22 protein-coding genes are annotated in these 20,814 nt (G+C 68.0%); 10 read left to right on the plus strand and 12 right to left on the minus strand.

From position 1 onward, the window contains the following. Positions 1-81: 81 nt before the first annotated feature. Entirely contained in the window at positions 82-537 is a 456-nt protein-coding gene (locus AC07O3_RS23875) for a MarR family winged helix-turn-helix transcriptional regulator (RefSeq protein WP_093058264.1), read from the minus strand. A gap of 75 nt (positions 538-612) precedes the next feature. On the opposite strand from AC07O3_RS23875, the gene AC07O3_RS23880 reads away from it, so the two are divergent. The 7 genes from AC07O3_RS23880 to AC07O3_RS23910 all read left to right on the plus strand — a co-directional run bounded on the left by AC07O3_RS23880 (position 613) and on the right by AC07O3_RS23910 (position 6,701). Then, complete coding sequence (locus tag AC07O3_RS23880) at positions 613-1,161, plus strand: PaaI family thioesterase (RefSeq protein ID WP_495340490.1); 549 nt, start codon at positions 613-615, stop codon at positions 1,159-1,161. Between the two features lie 232 nt (positions 1,162-1,393). Continuing rightward, positions 1,394-2,458: a Fe(3+) ABC transporter substrate-binding protein gene (locus tag AC07O3_RS23885; protein ID WP_495340491.1), complete on the plus strand. Its 1,065-nt coding sequence runs from the start codon at positions 1,394-1,396 to the stop codon at positions 2,456-2,458. 34 nt (positions 2,459-2,492) lie between these two features. Next, entirely contained in the window at positions 2,493-4,172 is a 1,680-nt protein-coding gene (locus AC07O3_RS23890; protein WP_495340492.1) for an ABC transporter permease, read from the plus strand. Further along, positions 4,169-4,852: an ABC transporter ATP-binding protein gene (locus tag AC07O3_RS23895; RefSeq protein ID WP_495340493.1), complete on the plus strand. Its 684-nt coding sequence runs from the start codon at positions 4,169-4,171 to the stop codon at positions 4,850-4,852. Before AC07O3_RS23890 ends, AC07O3_RS23895 begins: the two co-directional genes overlap by 4 nt. 104 nt (positions 4,853-4,956) lie before the next feature. Continuing rightward, positions 4,957-5,640, plus strand: coding sequence for a glutathione S-transferase family protein (locus AC07O3_RS23900; RefSeq protein WP_093058259.1), 684 nt, complete (start codon positions 4,957-4,959; stop codon positions 5,638-5,640). Positions 5,641-5,711: 71 nt separating this feature from the next. Beyond that, a complete protein-coding gene (gene gloA, locus AC07O3_RS23905; protein ID WP_081268016.1) occupies positions 5,712-6,125 on the plus strand; it encodes a lactoylglutathione lyase in 414 nt (137 codons plus the stop codon). An 18-nt stretch (positions 6,126-6,143) separates the two neighbouring features. Beyond that, entirely contained in the window at positions 6,144-6,701 is a 558-nt protein-coding gene (locus AC07O3_RS23910; protein ID WP_097199623.1) for a DUF1697 domain-containing protein, read from the plus strand. On the opposite strand, the gene AC07O3_RS23915 is transcribed toward AC07O3_RS23910, so the two are convergent. From AC07O3_RS23915 to AC07O3_RS23930, 4 genes are all read right to left on the minus strand, one after another. Next, positions 6,702-7,433: a haloacid dehalogenase type II gene (locus AC07O3_RS23915; RefSeq protein ID WP_093078830.1), complete on the minus strand. Its 732-nt coding sequence runs from the start codon at positions 7,431-7,433 to the stop codon at positions 6,702-6,704. It abuts the gene before it with no gap. A gap of 8 nt (positions 7,434-7,441) precedes the next feature. Beyond that, positions 7,442-8,083 (minus strand): bifunctional 4-hydroxy-2-oxoglutarate aldolase/2-dehydro-3-deoxy-phosphogluconate aldolase, encoded by a 642-nt coding sequence (gene eda / locus AC07O3_RS23920; RefSeq protein WP_093058255.1) that lies wholly within the window; start codon positions 8,081-8,083, stop codon positions 7,442-7,444. Continuing rightward, the gene (gene edd / locus AC07O3_RS23925; protein ID WP_093058254.1) at positions 8,074-9,915 is read right to left on the minus strand and encodes a phosphogluconate dehydratase; all 1,842 of its coding nucleotides are present in this window, start codon (positions 9,913-9,915) and stop codon (positions 8,074-8,076) included. The genes eda and edd overlap by 10 nt, the downstream gene beginning before the upstream one ends. A 203-nt stretch (positions 9,916-10,118) precedes the next feature. Beyond that, on the minus strand, positions 10,119-10,667 hold the full coding sequence (locus AC07O3_RS23930) for an OmpA family protein (protein WP_093058253.1): 549 nt from the start codon (positions 10,665-10,667) through the stop codon (positions 10,119-10,121). A gap of 135 nt (positions 10,668-10,802) precedes the next feature. Here AC07O3_RS23930 and AC07O3_RS23935 point away from each other — a divergent pair, with 135 nt between their 5' ends. Both AC07O3_RS23935 and AC07O3_RS23940 read left to right on the plus strand, forming a co-directional pair. Then, positions 10,803-11,510, plus strand: a complete 708-nt coding sequence (locus AC07O3_RS23935; protein WP_489017197.1) for a gamma-glutamylcyclotransferase — start codon at positions 10,803-10,805, stop codon at positions 11,508-11,510. After that, positions 11,507-12,046 (plus strand): superoxide dismutase family protein, encoded by a 540-nt coding sequence (locus AC07O3_RS23940; RefSeq protein ID WP_093058251.1) that lies wholly within the window; start codon positions 11,507-11,509, stop codon positions 12,044-12,046. The genes AC07O3_RS23935 and AC07O3_RS23940 overlap by 4 nt, the downstream gene beginning before the upstream one ends. 14 nt (positions 12,047-12,060) lie before the next feature. Here the strand turns inward: AC07O3_RS23940 and AC07O3_RS23945 are convergent, their stop codons facing one another. Then, positions 12,061-12,630, minus strand: a complete 570-nt coding sequence (locus AC07O3_RS23945; RefSeq protein ID WP_495340494.1) for a nucleotidyltransferase family protein — start codon at positions 12,628-12,630, stop codon at positions 12,061-12,063. Between the two features lie 29 nt (positions 12,631-12,659). On the opposite strand from AC07O3_RS23945, the gene pdxH reads away from it, so the two are divergent. Beyond that, a complete protein-coding gene (pdxH, locus tag AC07O3_RS23950) occupies positions 12,660-13,313 on the plus strand; it encodes a pyridoxamine 5'-phosphate oxidase (protein ID WP_097200856.1) in 654 nt (217 codons plus the stop codon). Between the two features lie 9 nt (positions 13,314-13,322). Here pdxH and AC07O3_RS23955 read toward each other — a convergent pair whose 3' ends face one another. The 6 genes from AC07O3_RS23955 to AC07O3_RS23980 all read right to left on the minus strand — a co-directional run bounded on the left by AC07O3_RS23955 (position 13,323) and on the right by AC07O3_RS23980 (position 20,804). Then, positions 13,323-14,534, minus strand: a complete 1,212-nt coding sequence (locus AC07O3_RS23955) for an OmpA family protein (protein ID WP_495340495.1) — start codon at positions 14,532-14,534, stop codon at positions 13,323-13,325. Beyond that, the gene (locus tag AC07O3_RS23960) at positions 14,528-14,875 is read right to left on the minus strand and encodes a hypothetical protein (RefSeq protein WP_495340496.1); all 348 of its coding nucleotides are present in this window, start codon (positions 14,873-14,875) and stop codon (positions 14,528-14,530) included. The genes AC07O3_RS23955 and AC07O3_RS23960 overlap by 7 nt, the downstream gene beginning before the upstream one ends. A 170-nt stretch (positions 14,876-15,045) precedes the next feature. Then, complete coding sequence (locus tag AC07O3_RS23965) at positions 15,046-15,999, minus strand: AEC family transporter (protein WP_093058248.1); 954 nt, start codon at positions 15,997-15,999, stop codon at positions 15,046-15,048. A gap of 60 nt (positions 16,000-16,059) precedes the next feature. Beyond that, positions 16,060-18,141 (minus strand): TonB-dependent receptor, encoded by a 2,082-nt coding sequence (locus AC07O3_RS23970; protein ID WP_426392060.1) that lies wholly within the window; start codon positions 18,139-18,141, stop codon positions 16,060-16,062. Positions 18,142-18,222: 81 nt separating this feature from the next. Next, a complete protein-coding gene (locus AC07O3_RS23975; protein WP_495340497.1) occupies positions 18,223-18,618 on the minus strand; it encodes a hypothetical protein in 396 nt (131 codons plus the stop codon). A 17-nt stretch (positions 18,619-18,635) separates the two neighbouring features. Further along, complete coding sequence (locus AC07O3_RS23980; RefSeq protein ID WP_354337630.1) at positions 18,636-20,804, minus strand: TonB-dependent receptor; 2,169 nt, start codon at positions 20,802-20,804, stop codon at positions 18,636-18,638. Between the last annotated feature and the right edge of the window lie 10 nt (positions 20,805-20,814).

The raw sequence follows: 20,814 nt of genomic DNA on the forward strand, positions 1-20,814 counted from the left end.
AGATGTGGAGAAAAAAGGAAAACGGGTAGCCGCGCGTGACTGCTCGCGTGACGGGGTGTTGGGAAAGCGGTTAGGGGCGGGTCAGTCGTCGCCGTCGGGCACGTCTTCGGCGCCCAGCAGTTCCATCGACTCGTCGATCAGCAGGTGCAGCGCCAGCACACGCTCCACACCCAGCAGCGCATTGAGTTTTTGCTGCGCGGTCTTCCAGTGGGCCAGCGCCTCGCGCCGTTTTTCTTCGCCCTCGGGCGTGACATGCACCAGCCGGCTGCGCGCATCGGCGCCGGCGGTCTGCGCAACCAGGCCTGCGACGATCAGCGGCTGCAGGTTGCGGCTCAGGGTCGAGGCGGTCATCTTGAGTTCGCCCGCCAGGTCGACCGGCCGCGAAGGGCCGAGCCGCGCGAGATTCGACAGCAGCGAGTACTGCGTGGTCTTCAAGCCGCTCTTCGACACCTCGGCGTCGTAGAACTGCGAAAGGCGGCGCGAAAGCTGGCGCACCTTGAAGCTGGTGCAGCCGCGTGGCTTGGTGGGGGTGTCCATGGGATATTATTGTATGTGCAACTATTGCATATGCAACTACCACCCTACGCCAAAGCCCCCAGAAGGAACACAGGCATGACACAAAACCCCAACCAGCTCGAAACCTGGATCGCCGAAGAACGCCGTATCGCCGAGCGCCTTGATGCCGGCCCAGGCCCCGGCCTCGCCCGCCCCGAACAGATCGCGGGCAAGACCGGCCTCGAAGTGATGCAGGCGATGCTGAACGGCGACATTCCCTACGCAGCCATCGCCAAGACGCTGGACTTCACGATCCTCGAAGTGCGCCAGGGAGTGGCCGTCTTCCAGGGCACGCCGCTGCCGCAGCACCTGAACCCGCTGGGCACCATCCACGGCGGCTGGGTCGCGACGATGCTCGACTCGGCCCTGGGCTGCTCGGTGCACACGATGATGCCGCCCGGGCGCGCCTACACCACCGCCGAGCTGAGCGTGAACTACGTGAAGGGCCTCACGCCCAAGGTGCAGCGCGTGCGCGCCGAAGGAAAGGTGATCCATTGCGGCAAGCAGCTCGCCACCGCCGAGGCTCGCCTCTACGGGCCCGACGGCACGCTGTTCGCGCACGCCACGACTACCTGCCTGGTGTTCGAGGTGCTGCCAGCACGCTGAGCCCCTGCGCCCGGATTGCCATCGGGTTGGGCGGGAGGGCGTCAGCAGGAGGAAGCGGACGCCATCACATGCTGCTGAGCAGCGCAGGCACCGCACTTTGCAACGAGGCAGTAGGCCTTCGACCTGTAAGTCCAAAGGCGTCGCAATTCACGCCTCCAGTGATAATTATTCTCATCCGAGACCTGCAACAGGCCTCGGTGCTTTCCAGAACACCCGCCCCCGGAGGATCCTCATGACCGAACGCTCAAGCGTCCAAGGCCGCGCCGCGCGCGCATTGTTCGCCACCAGCGCCGCCTGGCTTGCCGTCGCCGCCCTGCCCGCGCAGGCTGCCGCAGCCGACGAACTCACGCTCTACACGACGCGCGAGCCCGCGCTGATCCAGCCGCTGATCTCGGCCTTCAGTGCGCAGAGCAACATCAAGGTCAACACCGTGTTCGTGAAAGACGGCCTGCTGGAGCGCGTCAAGGCCGAAGGCGCACGCTCGCCGGCCGACGTGCTGATGACGGTGGACATCGGCAACCTCATGGACCTGGTCGACAGCGGCGTGACGCAGCCGGTGAAATCGGCCGCGCTCGAATCGGCCATTCCGGCCAACCTGCGCGGCGCCGACGGCCAGTGGTTCTCGCTCTCGCTGCGCGCGCGTGTGCTGTATGCCGACAAGAGCCTGCCCCTCACGAGCTTCCGCTACGAGGACCTGGCCAACCCGAAGTACAAGGGCAAGGTCTGCATCCGCGCCGGCCAGCACCCCTACAACACCGCGCTGGTCGCCTCGCTGATCGCGCACGACGGCGAAGCCAAGGCCGAGCAGTGGCTGCGCGGCGTCAAGGCCAACCTGGCACGCAAGGCCACGGGCGGCGACCGCGACGTGGCGCGCGACATCCTCGGTGGCATCTGCGACGTGGGCCTGGCCAACTCGTACTACGTCGGTCAGATGAAGAGCGCCAAGGAAGGCACTGACGCGCGCAAGTGGGGCGACGCCATCAAGGTCGTGCGCCCGACCTTCGCCAATGCAAAAAGCGGCGGCACACACGTCAACATCAGCGGCGCGGCCGTGGCAAAGAACGCGCCGCAGCGCGCCAACGCGGTCAAGCTGCTCGAGTTCCTGGTGTCGGAACCGGCGCAGTCGCTGTACGCGCAGACCAACTATGAATACCCGGTGCGCAAGGGAGTGGCACTCGACCCGATCATCGGCCAGACAATCGGCGAGCTGAAGGTCGATCCGCTGCCGCTGACCGAGATCGCGAAGTACCGCAAGCAGGCCAGCGCCCTGGTGGACAAGGTCGGCTTCGACCAGTGACATGAATGGCCGGGCACGCCTTGCCGGCGACTGAATGCTGACAGCGCGGCGCCAGCCGCCGGGCCTGCGCGCCGCGGGCCCGGCGTGGCGCTGCGCGTCGTTCCTGATCGCCATCGGCGTGCTCGCGCCGGTGCTCACGCTGGCTTGGCTCGCGTTCGGTTCAGGCGTCAGCCACTGGGGTCCGCTGTTCGCACATGTACTACCGCAGGCGGCGCTCAACACGGCCTTGCTGCTTACGGGGGTGGGCGCACTGGTGCTGGTGATCGGCACCGGCTGCGCGTGGCTGGTAACGGCGCACGACTTTCCGGGGCGCGGCGTGCTGCACTGGGCGCTGCTGCTGCCACTGGCCATGCCGACCTACATCGTCGCCTTCGCGTACCTCGATCTGCTGCACCCCATCGGCCCTGTGCAGGGCGCGATCCGCTGGGTGCTGGGCTTCGACAGCCCGCGCCAGTTCCGCCTGCCCGACCTGCGCTCGATGCCCGGCGCGATCTTCGTGCTGGGCTTCGTGCTCTACCCGTACGTCTACATGACGGCACGCGCGATGTTCATGACGCAGCCGGCGCACCTGATGGAAGCGGCGCGCATGCTCGGCGAGAACCGGCGTGGCGCGTTCTTTCGCGTGGCGCTGCCGCTGGCGCGGCCGGCGCTGGCCGTGGGGCTGAGCCTGGCGCTGCTCGAAACGCTCAACGACATCGGCGCTTCTGAATTCCTGGGCGTGAACACGTTGACGGTGGCGGTCTACACCACGTGGATCACGCGCTCCGACCTGGCCGGAGCAGCGCAGATTGCGTGCGCGATGCTGTTCGTGGTGGTGGCGCTGGTCTGGCTCGAACGCAATGGCCGGCAGCACCAGCGCTTCGGCTCGGCACAGCGCATGCGCGCGGTGCAGCCACGGCGCCTGCATGGCGGCGCGGCCTGGGCTGCGACTGTGACGGCAGCGACGCCCGTGCTGATCGGCTTCGTGGCCCCTGCGCTCTACCTCGTCTGGGAAAGCGCCAAGCGGCTGCAACAGGGCGGTGGCGTTTCCCGGGGTCTGATCGCGAGCCTCGGCAACACGCTGGCGCTGGCTTCGGGCGTCACCGTGGTCGCGGTGGCGGCGGGGCTGGTCGTCGCCTGGGCTTCGCGCAGCCAAGGCTCGAACCTCAACCGTGCGCGCTGGCAGGCGCGTGTAGCAACTCTGGGCTATGCGGTGCCGGGCACGGTGCTGGCCATCGGGCTGCTCACGCCTGCGCTGGCCTTCGATGCCGCTCTGGCCACCGCGCTCGGCTGGCAGGGCCTGCCGCTGATGGGCGCCGGCGTCGTGCTGGTCGTGGCCTGCGCGATCCGATTTCTTGCGATGCCCGTGGGCGGCATCGAGGCCGGCCTCGCGCGCATTCCCCCCGCCATCGAGCAGGCCTCGCGCCTGCTTGGCGAAACCACCGCCGGCACGCTGCGCCGCGTGCACCTGCCGTTGCTGCGCCCCGCCATGGCTGCAGCCGCGCTGCTGGTGTTCGTCGATGCAATGAAGGAGCTGCCGGCCACGCTGCTGCTGCGGCCCGCCAACTTCGACACCCTCGCCACCTGGCTCTATGCCGAGGCCGCGCGCGGCACGTATGAAGAAGGCGCAATTGCCGCGCTCGCGATCGTGCTGGCCGGCCTGCTGCCCGTCGTGCTGCTTGCGCGCAACCAGCTGGGCACGTCCTCGCTCACACCCGGCCCCGACAAGACATGAGTTCCCCTCTGCACATCGATGCGATCACGCTCGCCTACGACACGCCGCGCGGCCTGCACACGGTCGTCGATGGCTTCTCGCTGGCATTGAACGCGGGCGACATCGGCTGCCTGTTCGGCCCCTCAGGCTGCGGCAAGACGACGGTGCTGCGCGCCATCGCCGGCTTCGAGCCCGTGCGCGCCGGCACTGTCCGGCTCGGCGACGTGCTGTTGTCGTCCGCGCAGAAGCACCTGCCGCCCGAGCAGCGGCGCGTGGGCATGATGTTCCAAGAATACGCGCTGTTTCCGCATCTGTCGGCCGCGAAGAACGTGGCGTTCGGGCTGCGTCGCCTGGACCGTGCGGCGCAGCAATCGCGCGTCGCGGAAATGCTTGCGCTGGTCGGCCTGGCCGACGCGGGCGAACGCTACCCTCACGAACTCTCCGGCGGCCAGCAGCAACGCATTGCGCTGGCCCGCGCGCTCGCGCCCTCGCCCGCGCTGCTGCTGCTCGACGAGCCCTTCTCCAACCTCGACGGCGGCACGCGCGAGCGACTGACGGCAGAAGTGCGCGGCATCCTGAAGCAGGCCGGCCAGACCGCGATTCTCGTTACGCACAACGAGGCCGAGGCGCACGCCATGGCCGACCGCATCGGCGTGATGCACGGGGGGCGCATCACGCACTGGCTCGACACAGCGGCCTAGCACACAGGGGCCTTTTCTCGAATGGGCTTATCGGGAAAAGGTTGTTCGGGATCGCAAGAATCGCGGCGTTCCAGACACATCCTTCCCAAAGAACGGAAAGCCCCATGACGCGACAAGCCCTCACCCTCGTCAGCCACCTGCTGTGCCCGTACGTGCAACGCGCCGCGATTGCGCTGAATGAAAAAGACGTGCCCTTCGAGCGCGTCGTGATCGACCTCGCCAACAAGCCCCAGTGGTTCCTCGACATCTCGCCGCTCGGCAAGGTGCCGCTGCTGAAGGTACAGCGCCCCGATGGCAGCGAGGCCGTGCTGTTCGAAAGCAACGTGATCTGCGAGTACCTCGAAGAAACGCAGCCCGGCGCGCGCCTGCACCCCGAAGACCCGCTCACCCGCGCCGAGCACCGCGCCTGGATGGAGTTCGGCTCGGCCATCCTCGCCGACCTCTGGGGCTACGAGACCACGCAGGACGCAGCCGTGTTCGAGCAGAAGCGCCTCGCGCTCATCGCCAAGTTCGGGCGCGTCGAGGCTGCGCTGGGCGAAGGCCCCTACTTCGCAGGCCGCAGCTTCAGCCTCGTCGATGCGGTCTTCGCGCCGGTGTTCCGCTACTTCGAGGTGTTCGATGCGATCAGCGACTCGCACGTCTTCGATGCCCTGCCCAAGGTCGATGCCTGGCGCAAGGCGCTGGCCGCCCGTCCCAGCGTGCGCAACGCCGTGGTGCCTGAGTATCCGCAGCACCTGATGGAATTCCTGCAGCGCCACCAGGCCCATCTGCTCACCCTCGCAGCTTGATCGCCGCGCCGGGAGGCAGACAATAGCGGCCTCCCTTTCCGATCTTTCCCATAACTACACGGCACCACGAGATGCGACTCCTTCACACCATGCTGCGCGTTGGCAACCTCCAGCGCTCCATCGACTTCTACACCAAGGTGCTCGGCATGAACCTGCTGCGCACGTCCGAAAACCCCGAGTACAAATACAGCCTCGCCTTCATCGGCTACGGCAAGGGCAACCCCGACCAGGCCGAGATCGAGCTCACCTACAACTGGGGCACCGAAAGCTACGAACTCGGCACCGCCTACGGCCACATCGCGCTGGGCGTGCCCGATGCATACGCGGCCTGCGAGAAGATCAAGGCCGCGGGCGGCAACGTGACGCGCGAGGCGGGGCCGGTCAAGGGTGGCACCACGGTGATCGCGTTCGTCACGGACCCTGATGGCTACAAGATCGAGCTGATCCAGCGCGACGAAGGCGCCGCTGGCGGCGGCCTGCGCTGAACCTCGGCGGGACAGCCCATGGCAAGCACGAAGAAGCAGGCCACGACAACCCGCCATGTCGCGCTGCTGCGCGGCGTGAACGTCAACGGCATCACGATCAAGAGCGCCGATCTGAAGGCGCTCTTCGTCGAACTGGGCTTCGGCGCGGTGCGCACCGTGCTCGCCAGCGGCAACGTGCTGTTCGACACCAGCGAGAGCGACTCCGCCGCGCTGCGCACGCGCATCGAGCAGGCCTTGCGCAAGCGATTCGGCTACGACGCATGGATCGTGCTGCTCACGCAGAAGACCGTGGCCGAGATGGCGGCGGGCTACCCCTTCGAGCGCATCGACGAAGAGCGCCATCCCTACATCGTGTTCGGCTCCGACGCCGCGATGCTCGATGAAATCGTGGAGAAGGCCGGCACCGTCGATGCTGACGTTGAACAGCTGAAGCGCGGCAAGGGCGTGCTCTATTGGCAATGCCCGCGCGGCGAGAGCCTCGATACACCGGTGGCCAAGCTGCTCGCCAAGACCCGCTACAAGTCGAGCACAACCACGCGCAACCTGCGCACGGTAGAGAAGCTGCTCACCGACTGATCAGCAGCCCAGCAGGTCGGCCAACTCGTTGATGTCGCGCGCATGCAGGTTGTTGTCCACCTGCGGCGACACATCCTTCGGCCTGGCGCGGCCGAATTCATGCGGGCGCTCGATGTACGCGGTCTTCAGGCCGCAGGTACGCGCGGCGGCCAGGTCGTCGTGGTGCGCGGCGGCCAGCATCACCTGCCCGGGCGTTGCGTCGAACACGCCCGCCACGCCGAGGTAGGTTCGCGGGTCGGGCTTGTAGGCCTTGAACACTTCGGCCGACAGCACGCAGTCCCAGGGCAGGCCGGCGCGCTTGGCCATTTCGGTGAGCAGGCCGATGTTGCCGTTCGACAGCGTGCAGATGGTGAACTTCTTCTTGAGCCGCGTGAGCCCGGCCACCGAATCGGGCCAGGCTGGCAGTCGATGCCAGGCGCGGCTCAGGTCGCGCTTGGCGGCGGTGTCGAGGCGGTCGGCCAGGCTGAAGTCGTGCAGCACCTGTTCGAGCATGCTCAGGTGCAGTTCGTCGAGCAGCGTGAAGCCGCCCTCGCCCGCGGCGATGCGTTCCATCACCGCCTTCATCGCGGGCTGGTAGCCGGCACGCCATGCCAGCGCAAAGGCTGCGCCGTCCACGCCCGGCAGTGCGCTCTCGGCCTCGGCGGCAATGCCGCTGTGCCAGTCGACCACCGTGCCGAAAACGTCGAACGCGATGACCTTGAGGTCGCTCGCGTCGAAATCAGCGCCGCTCATGGCGATGCTCAGCGCGGCAGTTGGCTCGCGGCGCGTGCCAGTTGCTCGATGCGCGCCCAGTCGCCATCGCGGATCGCGTCGGTCGGCACAATCCACGAACCGCCCACGCAGGCCACGTTCGACAGCGCAAGAAACTCGGCTGCGTTGCCCGCATGGATGCCGCCCGTCGGGCAGAAGGTGACGTCGCCGAACGGCCCCTGCCATGCCTTGAGCATGGGCAGGCCACCAGCCTGCAGCGCGGGGAAGAACTTCAGCTGCGTGTAGCCGTCTTCCTGCGCGGTCATGATTTCGCTGCCGGTGGCCACGCCGGGCAGCAGCGGCAGGCCGAGGTCGTGGCAGGCCTTGCCGACCGCGCGCGTGTAGCCCGGGCTCACGCCGAACTTGGCACCCGCCAGCGCCGAGGCTTGCGCATCGGCCGCACTGCGGATGGTGCCGGCACCGGCCACGGCTTCGGGCACGTCCTTGGCGATGGCCTCGATGCACTGCAGCGCCTGCGGCGTGCGCAGCGTGACTTCGAGCATGCGGATGCCGCCGGCCACCAGCGCGCGCGCCAGAGGCACGGCGTCTTTCACGTCGTTCAGCACGATGACCGGAATGACCGGGGCGTCGCGCATCACATCCAGCGCGGTGAGTTTTTCGTTCATAGCCATGAGCAGGCTCCTTCTTCTGCGGTCAATGCATTGCGGCGCATGCCGGCGAACAGTTCACGGCCGAGGCCGTGTCCGTCGGCGATGCGCTGCGCTTCGGGTTGCGTTGCGGTCTCGCGCGCTGCCCATTCGTCTTCGGGCAGCAACACGGCGAGCGTACCCGCGACGGAGTCGAGGCGGATCAGGTCGCCGTCGCGCACCTTGGCGAGCGGGCCGCCCGCTGCCGCTTCGGGCGAGACGTGGATCGCGGCCGGAATCTTGCCCGACGCGCCGCTCATGCGGCCATCGGTGACCAGCGCCACGCGGAACCCCTTGCCCTGCAGCACCGACAGCGGCGGCGTGAGCTTGTGCAGCTCGGGCATGCCGTTGGCCTGCGGGCCCTGCCAGCGCACCACGCAGACCACGTCGCGCTCGAGTTCCCCGGCCGTGAATGCCTTCTGCAGCGCGGCCTGCGAGTCGAACACGCGCGCCGGGGCTTCGATGACGTGGCGGTCGTCGGGCACCGAGGACACCTTGATGACGCTGCGCCCGAGGTTGCCACTCAGCAGCTTCAGGCCGCCAGTGGCGCTGAACGGGCTCGCGACCGTGCGCGTGACGGCTTCGTTCTTCAGGGGCGCGGCGGGGGTCCATTGCAGGCGGTGCTCGCCCGCATCGCCTGCCAGCGCCGGAATGTTCGCGAATTCACGGATGCCGCCCGAGCGCACCGTCAGCACGTCGGCATGCATGAGGCCGGCATCGACCAGTTCGCCGATCACGAAGCCGGGGCCGCCCGAGGCCTGGAACTCGTTCACGTCGGCGCTGCCGTTGGGGTACACGCGGCTCAGCAGCGGCACCACGTCGGAGAGCTTGGAGAAGTCGTCCCAGTCGATCAGGATGCCGGCGGCGCGCGCCACGGCCACCCAGTGGATCAGGTGGTTGGTGGAGCCGCCCGTGGCGAGCAGGGCGACCATGGCGTTGACGATGCAGCGCTCGTCGACCATCTCGCCGATGGGCGGGCAATTGAATGCTGCCTCGCCCGCCTTGCCCAGCACCGTGCGCACGGCCTCGCGCGTGAGCGTTTCGCGCATCGCGTCGCCGGGCTGGATGAAGGCCGTGCCGGGCACGTGCAGGCCCATGGCTTCGAGCAGCATCTGGTTGCTGTTGGCGGTGCCGTAGAAGGTGCAGGTGCCCACCGTGTGATAGGCGGCCATCTCGGCGTCGAGCAGGCCCTGGCGGCCCACAAGGCCCTGCGCCGCCTGTTCGCGCACCTTCGACTTGGCGCCGTTCGACAGGCCCGAGGGCATCGGGCCGGCCGGCACGAACACGGTCGGCAAGTGGCCGAAGTGCAGCGCGCCGATGAGCAGGCCCGGCACGATCTTGTCGCACACGCCGAGCAGCAGTGCCGCATCGAACATGTCGTGCGTGAGCGCGACCGCTGTGCTCATGGCGATCAGGTCGCGGCTGAACAGGCTCAGCTCCATGCCGGGCGTGCCTTGCGTGACGCCGTCGCACATGGCGGGTACGCCGCCGGCCACCTGCGCGGTGGCGCCGAGGCGGCGGGCCTCCTGCTTGATGATGTCCGGGTAGCCCTGGTACGGCGCGTGGGCCGAGAGCATGTCGTTGTAGGCTGTGACGATGCCGATGTTGGGTGCGCGCTCGGTCACCACGCGGAACTTGTCGTTGGCCGGGATGCCGGCCACGGCGTGCGCCACGTTGGCGCAGCCCATGCGGTCGGAGCCGCGGTCGCGGGCGCGGATTTCGGCAAGGCGGGTGAGGTAGGCGCCGCGCAGCCCTTGGCTGCGCTCGCGGATGCGATCGGTAACGTCGCGGACGGTGGGGTTTGTGCTGCTGCTCATGGGGGTACGTGGCTCTTGCTGCATGTCGCCAGGGCGACTGTGGGCCTGGAGGCCCATGGTAACAAGCCGGGCGCGAAAGCCCGATGAAATCCGGGCGCCAGGCAATACGAATTTACCCATTCGCGCCTTGCAGGGAGGCGCACGCAAAAAAGCCCGGCGTCACCGGGCTTCTTCTCTGATCTGGCAATCGGAGCGCGTGGCGCTCAGTCGACCAGCTTCACCTCGACACGGCGAGCCTCGGCGTTGTTGCCAGTGCCGGCCGTCACGGCGGGCTTCTGCAGGTCGACCTTGGCCGCCGGAACGCCCAGGCCCACGAGCACGTCGCGCACCATCTCGGCGCGCTTCTTCGCCAGCTGTTCGTTGATGGCAGCGTCGCCGGTGGTGTCGTGGAAGCCCGAGATCACCGCCTTGCGGCCGCTTTCGACGCCCTTGATGACCGCGGCCAGTGCTTCGGCGGCGCCCGGTGCGAGATCGGCGCTGCCGGTCGCGAAGTAGAAGCTCACCACGCCGTCGACCACGCGGACGCTGGCGCCGTCGGGGATCGTGACCGTCACCGTCTCTGTGACCTCGGCCACCTTGGGCGCCGCTCCGGGTGCGGGCGCCGAGATTGTCACTGCCGCAGCGGGCTTGGCGGCCGCCGGGTTGTGCCCCTTGTGCCAGAGCACGATGCCCACCACGAAGAAGATCACCAGGGCGATCAGCGCCATGACGAATCCGATGATGAAATTCTGCTGGCTGTCGTCGTCGCTCATTGCGGGTCTTGCTCCGTAGGAAAGAGGTCGGTAAATAATGGTGCGGTGAACCATGATCAGGAAATTGTAGGCGTCGGCCCTGACACCCCCGTGTCGGACCCTGCGCCGAACCCCGGTCCGCCGGGACTCGACCCCATGCCCAAGCCCCTGCGCGACCCGCAGCCGATGCTCGAGCGCGCCATCGCCGACTGGGGCGGGCATGAGGACCTCTGGCTCTTCGGCTACGGCTCGCTGATATGGCGGCCCGAGTTCGGTTTTACCGAGCGCCGGCCGGCCTGGGTGCACGGCTGGCACCGCGCGCTGAAGATGTGGAGCCGCGTGAACCGCGGCAGCGTGCAGACACCGGGCCTCGTGTTCGGACTGCTCTCGGGCGGCAGCTGCCGCGGCATGGTGTTCCGCGTGCCGAAGGCCGAGGGCCTCGAAACCCTGCGCCGGCTCTGGCTGCGCGAGATGCCGACCGGCGTGTACGACCCCAGGTGGCTGCAATGCGGCACGGCCGAAGGCCATGTGCGCGCGCTGGCGTTCACGCTCTCGCGGCGCAGCCCCAACTTCACGGGCGAGCTCAGCGACGAGCGCTACCGCCACATCTTCGCCCACGCGGTGGGCCGCTACGGCAGCTCGCTCGACTACGCGCAGCAGACGCTGCTGGAGCTGCAGCGGCATTCGATCCACGACGCGGCGCTGGCGCGGCTGGTGGCGCTGGCCGCGGCGAAGGAACAGGAGCAGCGCCAGTCAGGGAACGCTGCTGATTGCGATGCACCGCAGGCTCCGGTATATGTTCCGGGGTCTCCAGACAATTCCGAATCATCCCAATCTTCCGGACCTTCCAAGGAAAACACATGAACCAACGTCGTCTCATCGCCACCGGCGCCGCCCTCCTCGCCTCGGCCCTCCTGGCCGCCTGCGGCAGCATGGGCGGCAAGCCGAGCACGGCCGTCGAACTGGTGCCGACCGCCGCGATCACGCCCAACCCGACGCGCGGCACGGTGACCTTCACCGCCCTCGAGCATGGCGTGCGCGTGTCGGGCGAGGTGCGCGGCCTGGTGCCGGGCAGCGAGCACGGCTTCCACATCCACGAAAAGGGCGACTGCGGCGACAACGGCAATGCCTCGGGCGGCCACTTCAACCCGACCGGCGGCACGCACGGCAAGTTCGCCGCGCCAGGCAGCCATGCCGGCGAACTGCCGAGCCTGCGCGCCGACGCCAACGGCATGGCACGCTTCAGCGTGGAAGACCACGCGATCTCGCTGACCCCGGGCGCTGCCAACAGCGTAGTCGGCCGTGCGCTGGTGGTGCACCGCGACCCCGACGATTTCACAACGCAGCCGGCAGGCAACTCGGGCCCGCGCATCGCCTGCGCCGTGATCGCAAAGCCCTGATCGAATAGAAAAGGCTAGGCGTTCACGCGCGCCAGCCACAGCGCCTCGGCCTGCGCCAGCGCCTCGGGCGTGTCGATGTCGGTGACCACGCCGACATCGTCCACCGCCAGGTCGGCAACCGAATCGATGGCGCGCATCGACCGCAGGATGGACGATGCGCCGAGGCCTCCCTCCAAGGTAGCGAGCTGCACGCCGCATCCGGCGCCAAAGCCCACCGGATGCCCGCGCTCTCCCCGGTACTGCGGCTGCACGGCATTCACCCGGCCGCCAAGGGCGGCTGCAACCGCCTGCAGCGTCGCGGGCAGCACCAGCGGCAGGTCGCCCGGCAGGATCAGCCAGCCCTGCGCATCGGACGTGGCGCGCACGGCAGCTGCGATCGAGTCGCCCATGCCGGGGTGCCCCGCGTCTTCCACATGCCACGGCAGGCCGCTGGCGCGCACCGCGTCGAGCGTGCGCTCCAGCACCGGCTTGCCGGCGAGCAGCGCCTTCAGCTTCGATCCCGTGCCGCCAGCCGCAATGAAGCGCTCGCCGCGGCCCGAGGCCAGCACGATCACTACCGGGGAATTCGCCTTCTGTGTCGTCATGGGCCGAGTATGTGCGCAACAATCCCGGCATGACTTCTCCTCTCTCCAATGACGCACTGGCGGCACTGCGCAAGAGCTACGAGCGCGCAGAACTCGGCGAGGCCCACAGCGCCGGCGATCCGCTGAAGCAGTTCGAACGCTGGCTCACCGAAGCCATCGACGCGCAGGTGCCCGAGCCCAACGCGATGACGCTGTGCACCGTGGGCAGCGACCTGCGGCCGTCGAGCCGCATCGTTCTCATCAAGGGCTACGACGCGCGCGGCATCGTCTGGTACACCAACTACGAAAGCCGCAAGGGCCGCGAGCTGTCGGGCAATCCGTATGCGTCGCTGCAGTTCCACTGGGTCGAGCTGGAGCGCGTGGTGCGCATCGAGGGCCGCGTCGAGAAGGCGGGCGCCGAAGAGAGCGACGCCTACTTCGCAAGCCGCCCGCTCGACTCGCGCATCGGCGCCTGGGCCAGCCCGCAGAGCGAAGTGATCAGCGGACGCGACGTGCTGGTGAAGAACGCAGCCGTGTTCGCCGCCAAGCACCTGCTCTCGCCGCCGCGCCCGCCGCACTGGGGCGGCTATCGGCTGGTGCCCGACCGCTGGGAATTCTGGCAAGGCCGCAAGAGCCGGCTGCATGACCGGCTGCGCTACCGGCTCGAAGGCAGCGACTGGGTGCGCGAGCGCCTCGCCCCCTGAGCCGCGTCGTCAGGCCTCGCAGCCGACCACCTTGAATTCGACGCGCCGGTCCAGCGCGTCGCTCGCATCGTCGGCCCCCGTTCCGACGATGTTCTCGCGAAAGCCCATGCCCGATTCGCGCAGCTTCTTCGACAGCGGCGGCGCCTCGCCCACCAGCCGGGCCTTCACGCTCACCGCGCGCTGCAGCGACAGCCGCTCGTTCACCGCCTCCGAGCCCGTGCGGCTCGTGTGGCCCGTGACCACCACGCACGAATCGATCTGCGCCGCCTGCCGCGCGATCTGGCGCAGCCACATCGGATAGGCGGTGCTGATCTTCGGATCGGAGAGGAAATCGGTCGAGCCCGGCTTGAACAGGAACTTCACGCTCAGGTTGTTGGTTTCGAGCCCCAGGCGCGCGATGGTGCCGAAGGTCTTCTCGGCATCGGCAGTGCGGCCGAGCTGCGATTGCGTGAGGTACAGCCCGCTGTAGATGCGCAGCTGCTGGCCGTCGGGCCGTTTCGACGCGGCCTCGTAGCGGCTCAGCGCCTCGCTCATGCGGCCGGCCTCGTAGGCAGCGGTGGCTTCCTGCAGCACGGTCGAGGTTGGCAGGCGCTCCAGGTACAGCGCGTCGGCGGCCTGGCCGGGTTGGGTTTCGGCGGTGCGGATGTAGCCCTCCACGCCGCGGTCCTTGCCGTTCACTGGACTGTCGCGGAAGAAGGCGGTGGGCCGCGTGTCGAGCGTGGCATCGCTGATGCGCGTGACCGACTGCGCGATCACCACGCCGCTCTTGATCTCGGTCAGCGCAAGGTTCAGCCGGTACGGCCCGCCAGAGGCGTCCTTGTCGCGCACCAGCGTGCCGTTCAGCACGTACTGTGCGTTGCCGATTTCGCTGGCGTTGAACGGCGTGACGGTGAACTGCTTGAACTGCGCCTGCATGCGCTGGACGATGCGCTGCTCGGCCACGCGCGTCACCTCGGTCTGCTGGCCGCTCGCGCCTTCGAGCAGCGGGTCGATCACGATGCGGCGCTGCGTAAGCGTCGACTCCACCTTGGCCAGGAAGGCCGGCAGCTTCTGCGTCTGCACCATCAGGTCGTCCACTGCCTGGTTCACGGCCTGGTCGAAAGGCATGGCGTTGCCGGGCGTGGGGCGGTGCGCGCAGGCGGCGGCAAGCACGGCGGCAGCGCACAGCGCGAACACGCGCAGTGCCACGCGGACTCGTTGGGTGGTGGTCGTCATCAGCATTGGCTCCTCAATGTCTTCATGTCCTGGTCCGACAGCGGCTCGCCGACGGCGGCGCGCATGTTGATTTCGCTGCAGCGCTTCGATGGCGCGGCGGCTTCGCGTTGCACTGGCGGCGGTGATGGCGGTGCGGCCGGCTGCTGTGCGCGCGTCCTGATCACCGGCTTCGGCTTCGACTGCGCCTCGTCCGTCTTTTCAGACTTCTCGGCGGGCGACGGCTCGGCCGGCTCGCGCGGCACGTTCGCCGACAGGCACGGCGTACGGCACGGCTTGGCCGCGCCAGCAGGCTCCGCGGCCTGCGCGGGACGGCCGTGCAGCGCGATCACCGTCGCGACCACCGCCATAGCAAGAAGGGGCGAAGAGCGCGCCGGGTGAATCATCAGCCGGCAAATGTAGGGTGCCAGCGGCCCCGCGCCATCTCGCCAAACGGCCACCTTGCCAAACGGCATAGGCGCGCGGCGAAGCGTTCTAAGGCGAAAGTCCGCTCAACGCCAGGGAGAAGAGACCGAAGGACTCAGGGCAGCCACTGCACACACATCATCACGAGCGTGAGCGTGACGAGCCCCAGCACCGTCGACACCGCGACGCTGGCCGTCACCAGGTCTTCGGACGTGCGGTAGCGCTGCGAGAACAGGAACACGTTGGCGCCAATGGGCAGCGCCGCAGCCACCACCATCACCGTGAGCGGAATGCCGCGCACGCCCAGCAGCCAGCCGATGACGGCCACCAGCAGCGGATGCAGCAGGTTCTTCACCAGCGCCTGCACCAGCGCGCCGCGCCAGTGCCGGCCGATGGGCGTGAGCGCGAGCGTGATGCCCACCATCACCAGCGCGATCGGCCCAAAAGCCTGGCCCAGCAGCTGGATCGGCTTGTCGATGACCTCGGGCATGACCAGCCCGGTCTGCGCGAACAGCAGGCCCGCGATGATCGGCATCGGCACGGGGTGAATGATGGCGTTGCGCAGCGCGCGCATCACGGTGCGCGCCATCGACGGACGCTTGTCCGCGCCAGCGGCGCCGGCCTGCTCGCGCGCGACGGCCAGCTCCAGCACCACCGTGGCGCTCGTCAGCAGCACCAGCGAATGCAGCGAGATCAACGTGAGCAGCACCACCATGCCCTCCTCGCCGTATGCGAGGCCGATCAGCGCGATGCCGATCATCACGGTGTTGCTGTAGGTGTTGGCCAGCGCGAGCACGGCCGCCGTGCGGTTGAACCCGCGCAGCGCCAGCGTGCCCGCGAACAGCAGGCCCGAGGCGATGAAGTACGCCGCCACGGGCTTGAGGCTCAACTGCTCGACGTGCACCGTGCTCATGGCGCGGAACAGCAGCGCAGGCGCGAGCAGCAGGAAGATGAGGTGTGACAGGTCTTTCACCGCATTGCCGCCGATCCAGCGGCGCTTGCCTGCCAGATAGCCGACAGCAATGAGCAGGACGACGGGGAGGAGCGAGGAGATGACGATGGAATTCACTCGGCGAGGATAGCCGAGGGACTCTTTCGTCCTCGCCGCCGCCCTCCTTCCCCAACGCCCTTAGAACGTCACACGCAGGCCGACCTTCAGCGTCCGCCCCGGCAACGGCGCGTTCGGATACACCGTCGTCGTCAGGATCGAGGTCGCGCTGTAGGCCAGCTTGTTCGTGATGTTGTCCATGCGCGCATACCAGGTAAGGTTGGCGCGCTGCACCTTCATGCGGTAGGTGATGGCCGCATTCCACAGCGTGTATGCATCGGTCTCGCGCGCACCCACCGACGGAATGCGGTGCTGCGCCGCGTTGTAGTCGAAGCCGAAGCGCGCGCCCCACGGGCCGTTGGCGTAGGCCAGCGTTGCGCCCAGGCGCAGCGGCGCGATGCGCGGCAGCGGCTCGCCGGTGTCGAGGTTCTTCGCGCGCACGATGTCGCCGCGCCACTCGAGGTCGAGCGTGCCCGCGTCGCCCATGCGCGCGAAGCCGTCGGTGCCCAGCAGGCGCAGGTTGCCGTTGGCCTCGATGCCGGTGAAGCGCGCGCGCACGCCGCTGTAGACGTACTCCGCCAGCGTGTCGGTGGCGCCGGGCTCGGCCACGTTGCCCTCTTCATCGAGGTTGCGCCCCGATGCCGTCAGGCCGATGTAGTTGCTGAAGCGCGTGACATACGCGTTGACGCGGGCCGTGTTGGGCCCCGACTTCCATTGAGCGCCCAGGTCGAGGCCGGTGGACTTTTCCTTCTTCAGGTTCGGGTCGCCCACCTCCCATGCGGCCGTTGCCACGTGGGGGCCGTTGGCCAGCAGCTCGTAGTCTTTCGGCGCGCGCTCGGTATAGGCGAGGTTCGAAGTCAGCTGCCACTGCGGCGCGAGGTTGACCAGCGCACCGAAGGCCGCACTGTGCGGATTGAAGGTGCGCTCGCCAACAGCAAAGCGCGTGACCGTCGGATCGTCCGGGTAGCCCAGCGAGCGGATGCGGACCTGCTCGGTGCGCGCACCGAAGCTCAGGCGGCCCCATGAAGTGCCGTACTCCTCGTACATGAACAGCGCGTTGGAGCGCGTGCGACTGTGCGGCGCAAAGGCCTCCTCGCCGTCGGCGGCGAAGCGGTTGGTTTCGCTGCTGAAGCCGACCAGGCCTTCGAAGTTGCCGATCTTCTGGTGGCGCGCCTCGATGCGCAGGTCGTTGCTCATGTTCGAGAACGTGGTGCCGGCTTCGCCGCCCTCGAACTCGGTGTGGCGGTAGTCCGTGTGACTCAACTTCGCGTGGATGCTGCTGATGAAGCCGCCCGGGCGCCACTCGCCTTCGATCGCATAGCGGTCGGACTTCATGCCGATGGTCACGTCGTCTTCAGCCACGGTGCCGTACTTGCTGCGATAGGTGCTGACCGAGGCGCCGATGTAGCCCTGGTCGAAGAACATCGTGCCGCCGACGGCGCCGCCGTGCGCTTCGTTGGCCGAGTTGCAGATCTTGCGCGCAGTCCACGGCGAGCCGGGCTTGCTGCATTCGAGCGTGATCGGCACCGACACGTCTTTCGAGTCGCGGTTGAAGGCGTCGACGTGGATCGCCAGGCGGTCATTGCCGCCTTCGAGCACCACGCCGCCGTTCTTCTCCTTGTTGCCGGTGGAGTAACCCAGGTCGGCGCGGCCGCCGAAGCCGTTGATCGGTTCCGTCGGAATGCGGTTGTCGATCACGTTGACCACGCCGCCGACGGCGCTGCCGCCGTACTGCAGCGCCGAGGGGCCGCGCAGCACCTCGATGCGGTCGGTCACCAGTGCATCGACCGGCACGGCGTGGTCGTAGCTCAGCGCCGAGGCGTCGGGCGCGCCGCCGCCGTTCTGCAGGATGCGGATGCGGTCGCCGTCCTGGCCGCGAATGATCGGGCGGCTGGCGTTGGGGCCGAAGTAGCTGCTGCTTACGCCGGGCACGTTGTCGAGCGTTTCGCCGAGCGTCGATTGGGAGCGCAGCAGCAGCTTGTCGCCCGACAGCGTGGTGGTCGGCGCGATCAGGTCGCTGGCGCCGAGCGGGTTGCCGGTGACGGTGACTTCGCGCAGGCTGGTGGCGTCGGCGGGTTGGGCCTGCGCCTGAGCCAGGCTTGCGAAGGAGGCAAGCGAAAGAACGGCAACGCCGATGGCGTTGCGAGGGAAATTGGGAGTCATGAATGGACACTCGTTGAAATCAAGGGGCGACCGGCCGCCACCCACGCCAAGCGGGTGCGGCAGTCGGAACACATCGGAAATTCAGCGAGTGGAAGGCGGACCGCGTGCGTCGAACAGCACGATCCAGCGGGCGACGGCTTCGCCCTGCAGATACGCGAAGGTGGCCGACGGCAGCACCATCGGCAGCACCACCAGCGGCACGCCGGGCGCGCTGAAGCCGTGCGACAGCCGGTCGTACAGCCGGCACTCGGCGTCGGTCTTGTCGCCGAACAGCGCATGCAGCCAGGTGTGGCGCTGCGCCAGAGCGTGCGCCCCTGGGGACGCGGCAGCCACGGCGGTCGCGCGCTCGGCGGACAGGGCCCAGGCGCGATCGCCCGGCACGTGCAGCGTGGCATGCACGAGGCCGAGCGTCGACGTCACCCACACTGCGACGAGCAGCATGAATGCGACGGTGCGCGAGAGCCTCGTGTGCGTCATCTGGCTTCGGGGCTGTATCAGAAGTGCGTGGTCATGCTCACGTACAGGCTGCGCCGTGTGCCGTACTGCGGCGCGCCCACGCCCACGCCCGTGCCGTCGCGCAGCAGGTAGCTCTTGTCGAACAGGTTCAGGATGGCGATGCGCCCGACGATGTCGCCGCCCGAAGCCTCCTTCCAGGTGTGCGAATAGGCGGCGTTGACCACCGCGTAGTGCGGCAGCGCCGCGCTGTTGGGCGCGCCGCCGTCGGGGGTGCGGCGCAGGCCGCTGCCGAAGATCAGGTCGCCGCTGACCTGGTTGTCGCCGAAGCGGTAGCTGGCGCCACCCGACAGCGTGTAGGTCTGGTCGTGGTCCAGGTACACGTAGTGGTTGGCGATGTAGCTCAGCTCATCGGCGCCGAATAGCGACTGGCTCGACACGATGTCCTTGCCCATCGCCTTCTGGTAGGCGAAGTTCGCATAGGCCGACCAGTGGTCGTCGCTGTAGCGGGCCGACAGCTCCAGCCCGCGCGCGAAGCCCTTGGCATAGTTGAACGGCGACAGGATCAGCGCCTGGCCGAACTGGCCTTCGTCGAGCAGGTTGGTGATGTCCTTGTAGTACACGTCGGCCGACAGCGACAGGTTGGCATTCACCTTGTGGTCCACGCCCAGGTCGAAGTAATGGGTGCGCTCCGCCTTCACCGCATCGGAGTTGGCAACCTCCGGCTGGTTGGTGGTGCCCGCATACAGATTGATGCTCTGCTGCGAGGCCAGCTCCTGCGGCGGCGGCGTGAAGTAGCGCGCGTAGCCCGCGTGCAGCGCCGTGTCGTCCGACAGCTTGTACGCAAGGTTCAGCCGCGGGCTCCACTGGTGCTCCTTGGTGAAAGCGTCGACGCTGTCGTAGCGCAAGCCGTAGTTGAAGGTCAGCTTCGGGTCGATGCGCCATTCGTCCTGCAGGTAGAGGCTGGCGAGCTGGCCGACCTTGCTGGAGTTGTCGTTGATCAGCAGCGGCGTGTTGCCTACCTGCGCGCCGGTGTCGTCGACCGGGAACACGTTCACCGCATTGATGCTGCGCGTGGTCTGCCGCGTGTAGGCGCCGCCGAAGCGCAGCGTGTGGGCATCGTTCAGCTTGTACGACGCATCGGCCTGCAGGCCGTTGGACGAGTTGGAGCGCAGGGTGTCGGAGGCCACGCCGTTGTAGATCAGGTCGCCCACTGCGTCGGGCACGTAGTGCAGGCTCGAGTACTGGTGGAAGGCCGAGAGCTGGAAGTCCAGCGCGCCCACCGTCTTCTGGTATGACAGCGCGACGAAGCGCGTGGCTTCGGTCTGGCGCTCGCGCACATCGGACGACGGCAGCCCGTTGTAGCCCGTGCCCAGGTCGCTGTAGCCAGCCAGCGAGAAGGACGGCGTCTGGTTCGGGTTGGTCGGAATCTGGAACTTGCCGTTGTAGGTGCCGAACATCAGACCCAGGCGCGTATCGGCGTCGAGGTAGTACGAGAGGTTGCCGAAGGTCTTGCCCTGCCGTGTGCGGTCGTTCTGCGCGTTGAGCGTGGGCTGCGGGTTCTCGATGCCGTTGGTGTTGGACACCAGGCTGCCCGACAGGTAGTAGCTCAGGTTGCCGGTGGTGCCGTAGACGGAGCCGCTTTCTTCCAGCGTGTTGTGGCTGCCGAAGGTGAAGCCGAGCGAACCGCCGGGCTTGCCGAAGCCCTGCTTGGTCTGGATGTCGACCACCCCGGCAGTGCGCAGGCCGTATTGCGCGGGCAAGGCGCCGGTCAGGAAGTTGACCGAGTCGATGTAGCGCGTGTCCAGCGACTGGCCGAAGCCCGAAATACCTTCGGGCAGCTGCACGCCGTTGACGCGGTACTGCACGTTGCCGTGGTCGTCGCGCACATGCAGCGAGCCGGAAGCCTTCGAGTCCTTGGCCACGCCGGGCAGTGTCAGCAGCACGTCGTCGAGCGGCGTGGCGTCGCCCTTGCCGAGCGCGTCGATGGCCGCGCGGTCGATGCGGTAGACGGTCGCGCCGACCTCGGGCGAGAGTTCCATGCGCGCCTTCTTGAGGCGCTCGGACTGGATCTCCACGGTGGACAACGTGCCTTCGGCGCTGGGCGCGACGGTGGTGGTCGTGGTGGTCGCGTCCTGGGCGAAGGCCGACCAGGACAGCAGCGAAAGAACGGCAATGCCAACGGCACTGCGACGGAAATTGGGAATCATGAATGGACAC

It is taken from the genome of Variovorax sp. GW821-FHT09D05 (genome assembly GCF_059416325.1).

Excerpts from the sequence above, each read along its gene's own strand:
- AC07O3_RS23875 (WP_093058264.1), bottom strand. The coding sequence starts at position 537 with ATGGACACCCCCACCAAGCCACGCGGCTGCACCAGCTTCAAGGTGCGC.
- AC07O3_RS23880 (WP_495340490.1), top strand. The coding sequence starts at position 613 with ATGACACAAAACCCCAACCAGCTCGAAACCTGGATCGCCGAAGAACGC.
- AC07O3_RS23885 (WP_495340491.1), top strand. The coding sequence starts at position 1,394 with ATGACCGAACGCTCAAGCGTCCAAGGCCGCGCCGCGCGCGCATTGTTC.
- AC07O3_RS23890 (WP_495340492.1), top strand. The coding sequence starts at position 2,493 with ATGCTGACAGCGCGGCGCCAGCCGCCGGGCCTGCGCGCCGCGGGCCCG.
- AC07O3_RS23895 (WP_495340493.1), top strand. The coding sequence starts at position 4,169 with ATGAGTTCCCCTCTGCACATCGATGCGATCACGCTCGCCTACGACACG.
- AC07O3_RS23900 (WP_093058259.1), top strand. The coding sequence starts at position 4,957 with ATGACGCGACAAGCCCTCACCCTCGTCAGCCACCTGCTGTGCCCGTAC.
- gloA (WP_081268016.1), top strand. The coding sequence starts at position 5,712 with ATGCGACTCCTTCACACCATGCTGCGCGTTGGCAACCTCCAGCGCTCC.
- AC07O3_RS23910 (WP_097199623.1), top strand. The coding sequence starts at position 6,144 with ATGGCAAGCACGAAGAAGCAGGCCACGACAACCCGCCATGTCGCGCTG.
- AC07O3_RS23915 (WP_093078830.1), bottom strand. The coding sequence starts at position 7,433 with ATGAGCGGCGCTGATTTCGACGCGAGCGACCTCAAGGTCATCGCGTTC.
- eda (WP_093058255.1), bottom strand. The coding sequence starts at position 8,083 with ATGGCTATGAACGAAAAACTCACCGCGCTGGATGTGATGCGCGACGCC.
- edd (WP_093058254.1), bottom strand. The coding sequence starts at position 9,915 with ATGAGCAGCAGCACAAACCCCACCGTCCGCGACGTTACCGATCGCATC.
- AC07O3_RS23930 (WP_093058253.1), bottom strand. The coding sequence starts at position 10,667 with ATGAGCGACGACGACAGCCAGCAGAATTTCATCATCGGATTCGTCATG.
- AC07O3_RS23935 (WP_489017197.1), top strand. The coding sequence starts at position 10,803 with ATGCCCAAGCCCCTGCGCGACCCGCAGCCGATGCTCGAGCGCGCCATC.
- AC07O3_RS23940 (WP_093058251.1), top strand. The coding sequence starts at position 11,507 with ATGAACCAACGTCGTCTCATCGCCACCGGCGCCGCCCTCCTCGCCTCG.
- AC07O3_RS23945 (WP_495340494.1), bottom strand. The coding sequence starts at position 12,630 with ATGACGACACAGAAGGCGAATTCCCCGGTAGTGATCGTGCTGGCCTCG.
- pdxH (WP_097200856.1), top strand. The coding sequence starts at position 12,660 with ATGACTTCTCCTCTCTCCAATGACGCACTGGCGGCACTGCGCAAGAGC.
- AC07O3_RS23955 (WP_495340495.1), bottom strand. The coding sequence starts at position 14,534 with ATGCTGATGACGACCACCACCCAACGAGTCCGCGTGGCACTGCGCGTG.
- AC07O3_RS23960 (WP_495340496.1), bottom strand. The coding sequence starts at position 14,875 with ATGGCGGTGGTCGCGACGGTGATCGCGCTGCACGGCCGTCCCGCGCAG.
- AC07O3_RS23970 (WP_426392060.1), bottom strand. The coding sequence starts at position 18,141 with ATGACTCCCAATTTCCCTCGCAACGCCATCGGCGTTGCCGTTCTTTCG.
- AC07O3_RS23975 (WP_495340497.1), bottom strand. The coding sequence starts at position 18,618 with ATGACGCACACGAGGCTCTCGCGCACCGTCGCATTCATGCTGCTCGTC.
- AC07O3_RS23980 (WP_354337630.1), bottom strand. The coding sequence starts at position 20,804 with ATGATTCCCAATTTCCGTCGCAGTGCCGTTGGCATTGCCGTTCTTTCG.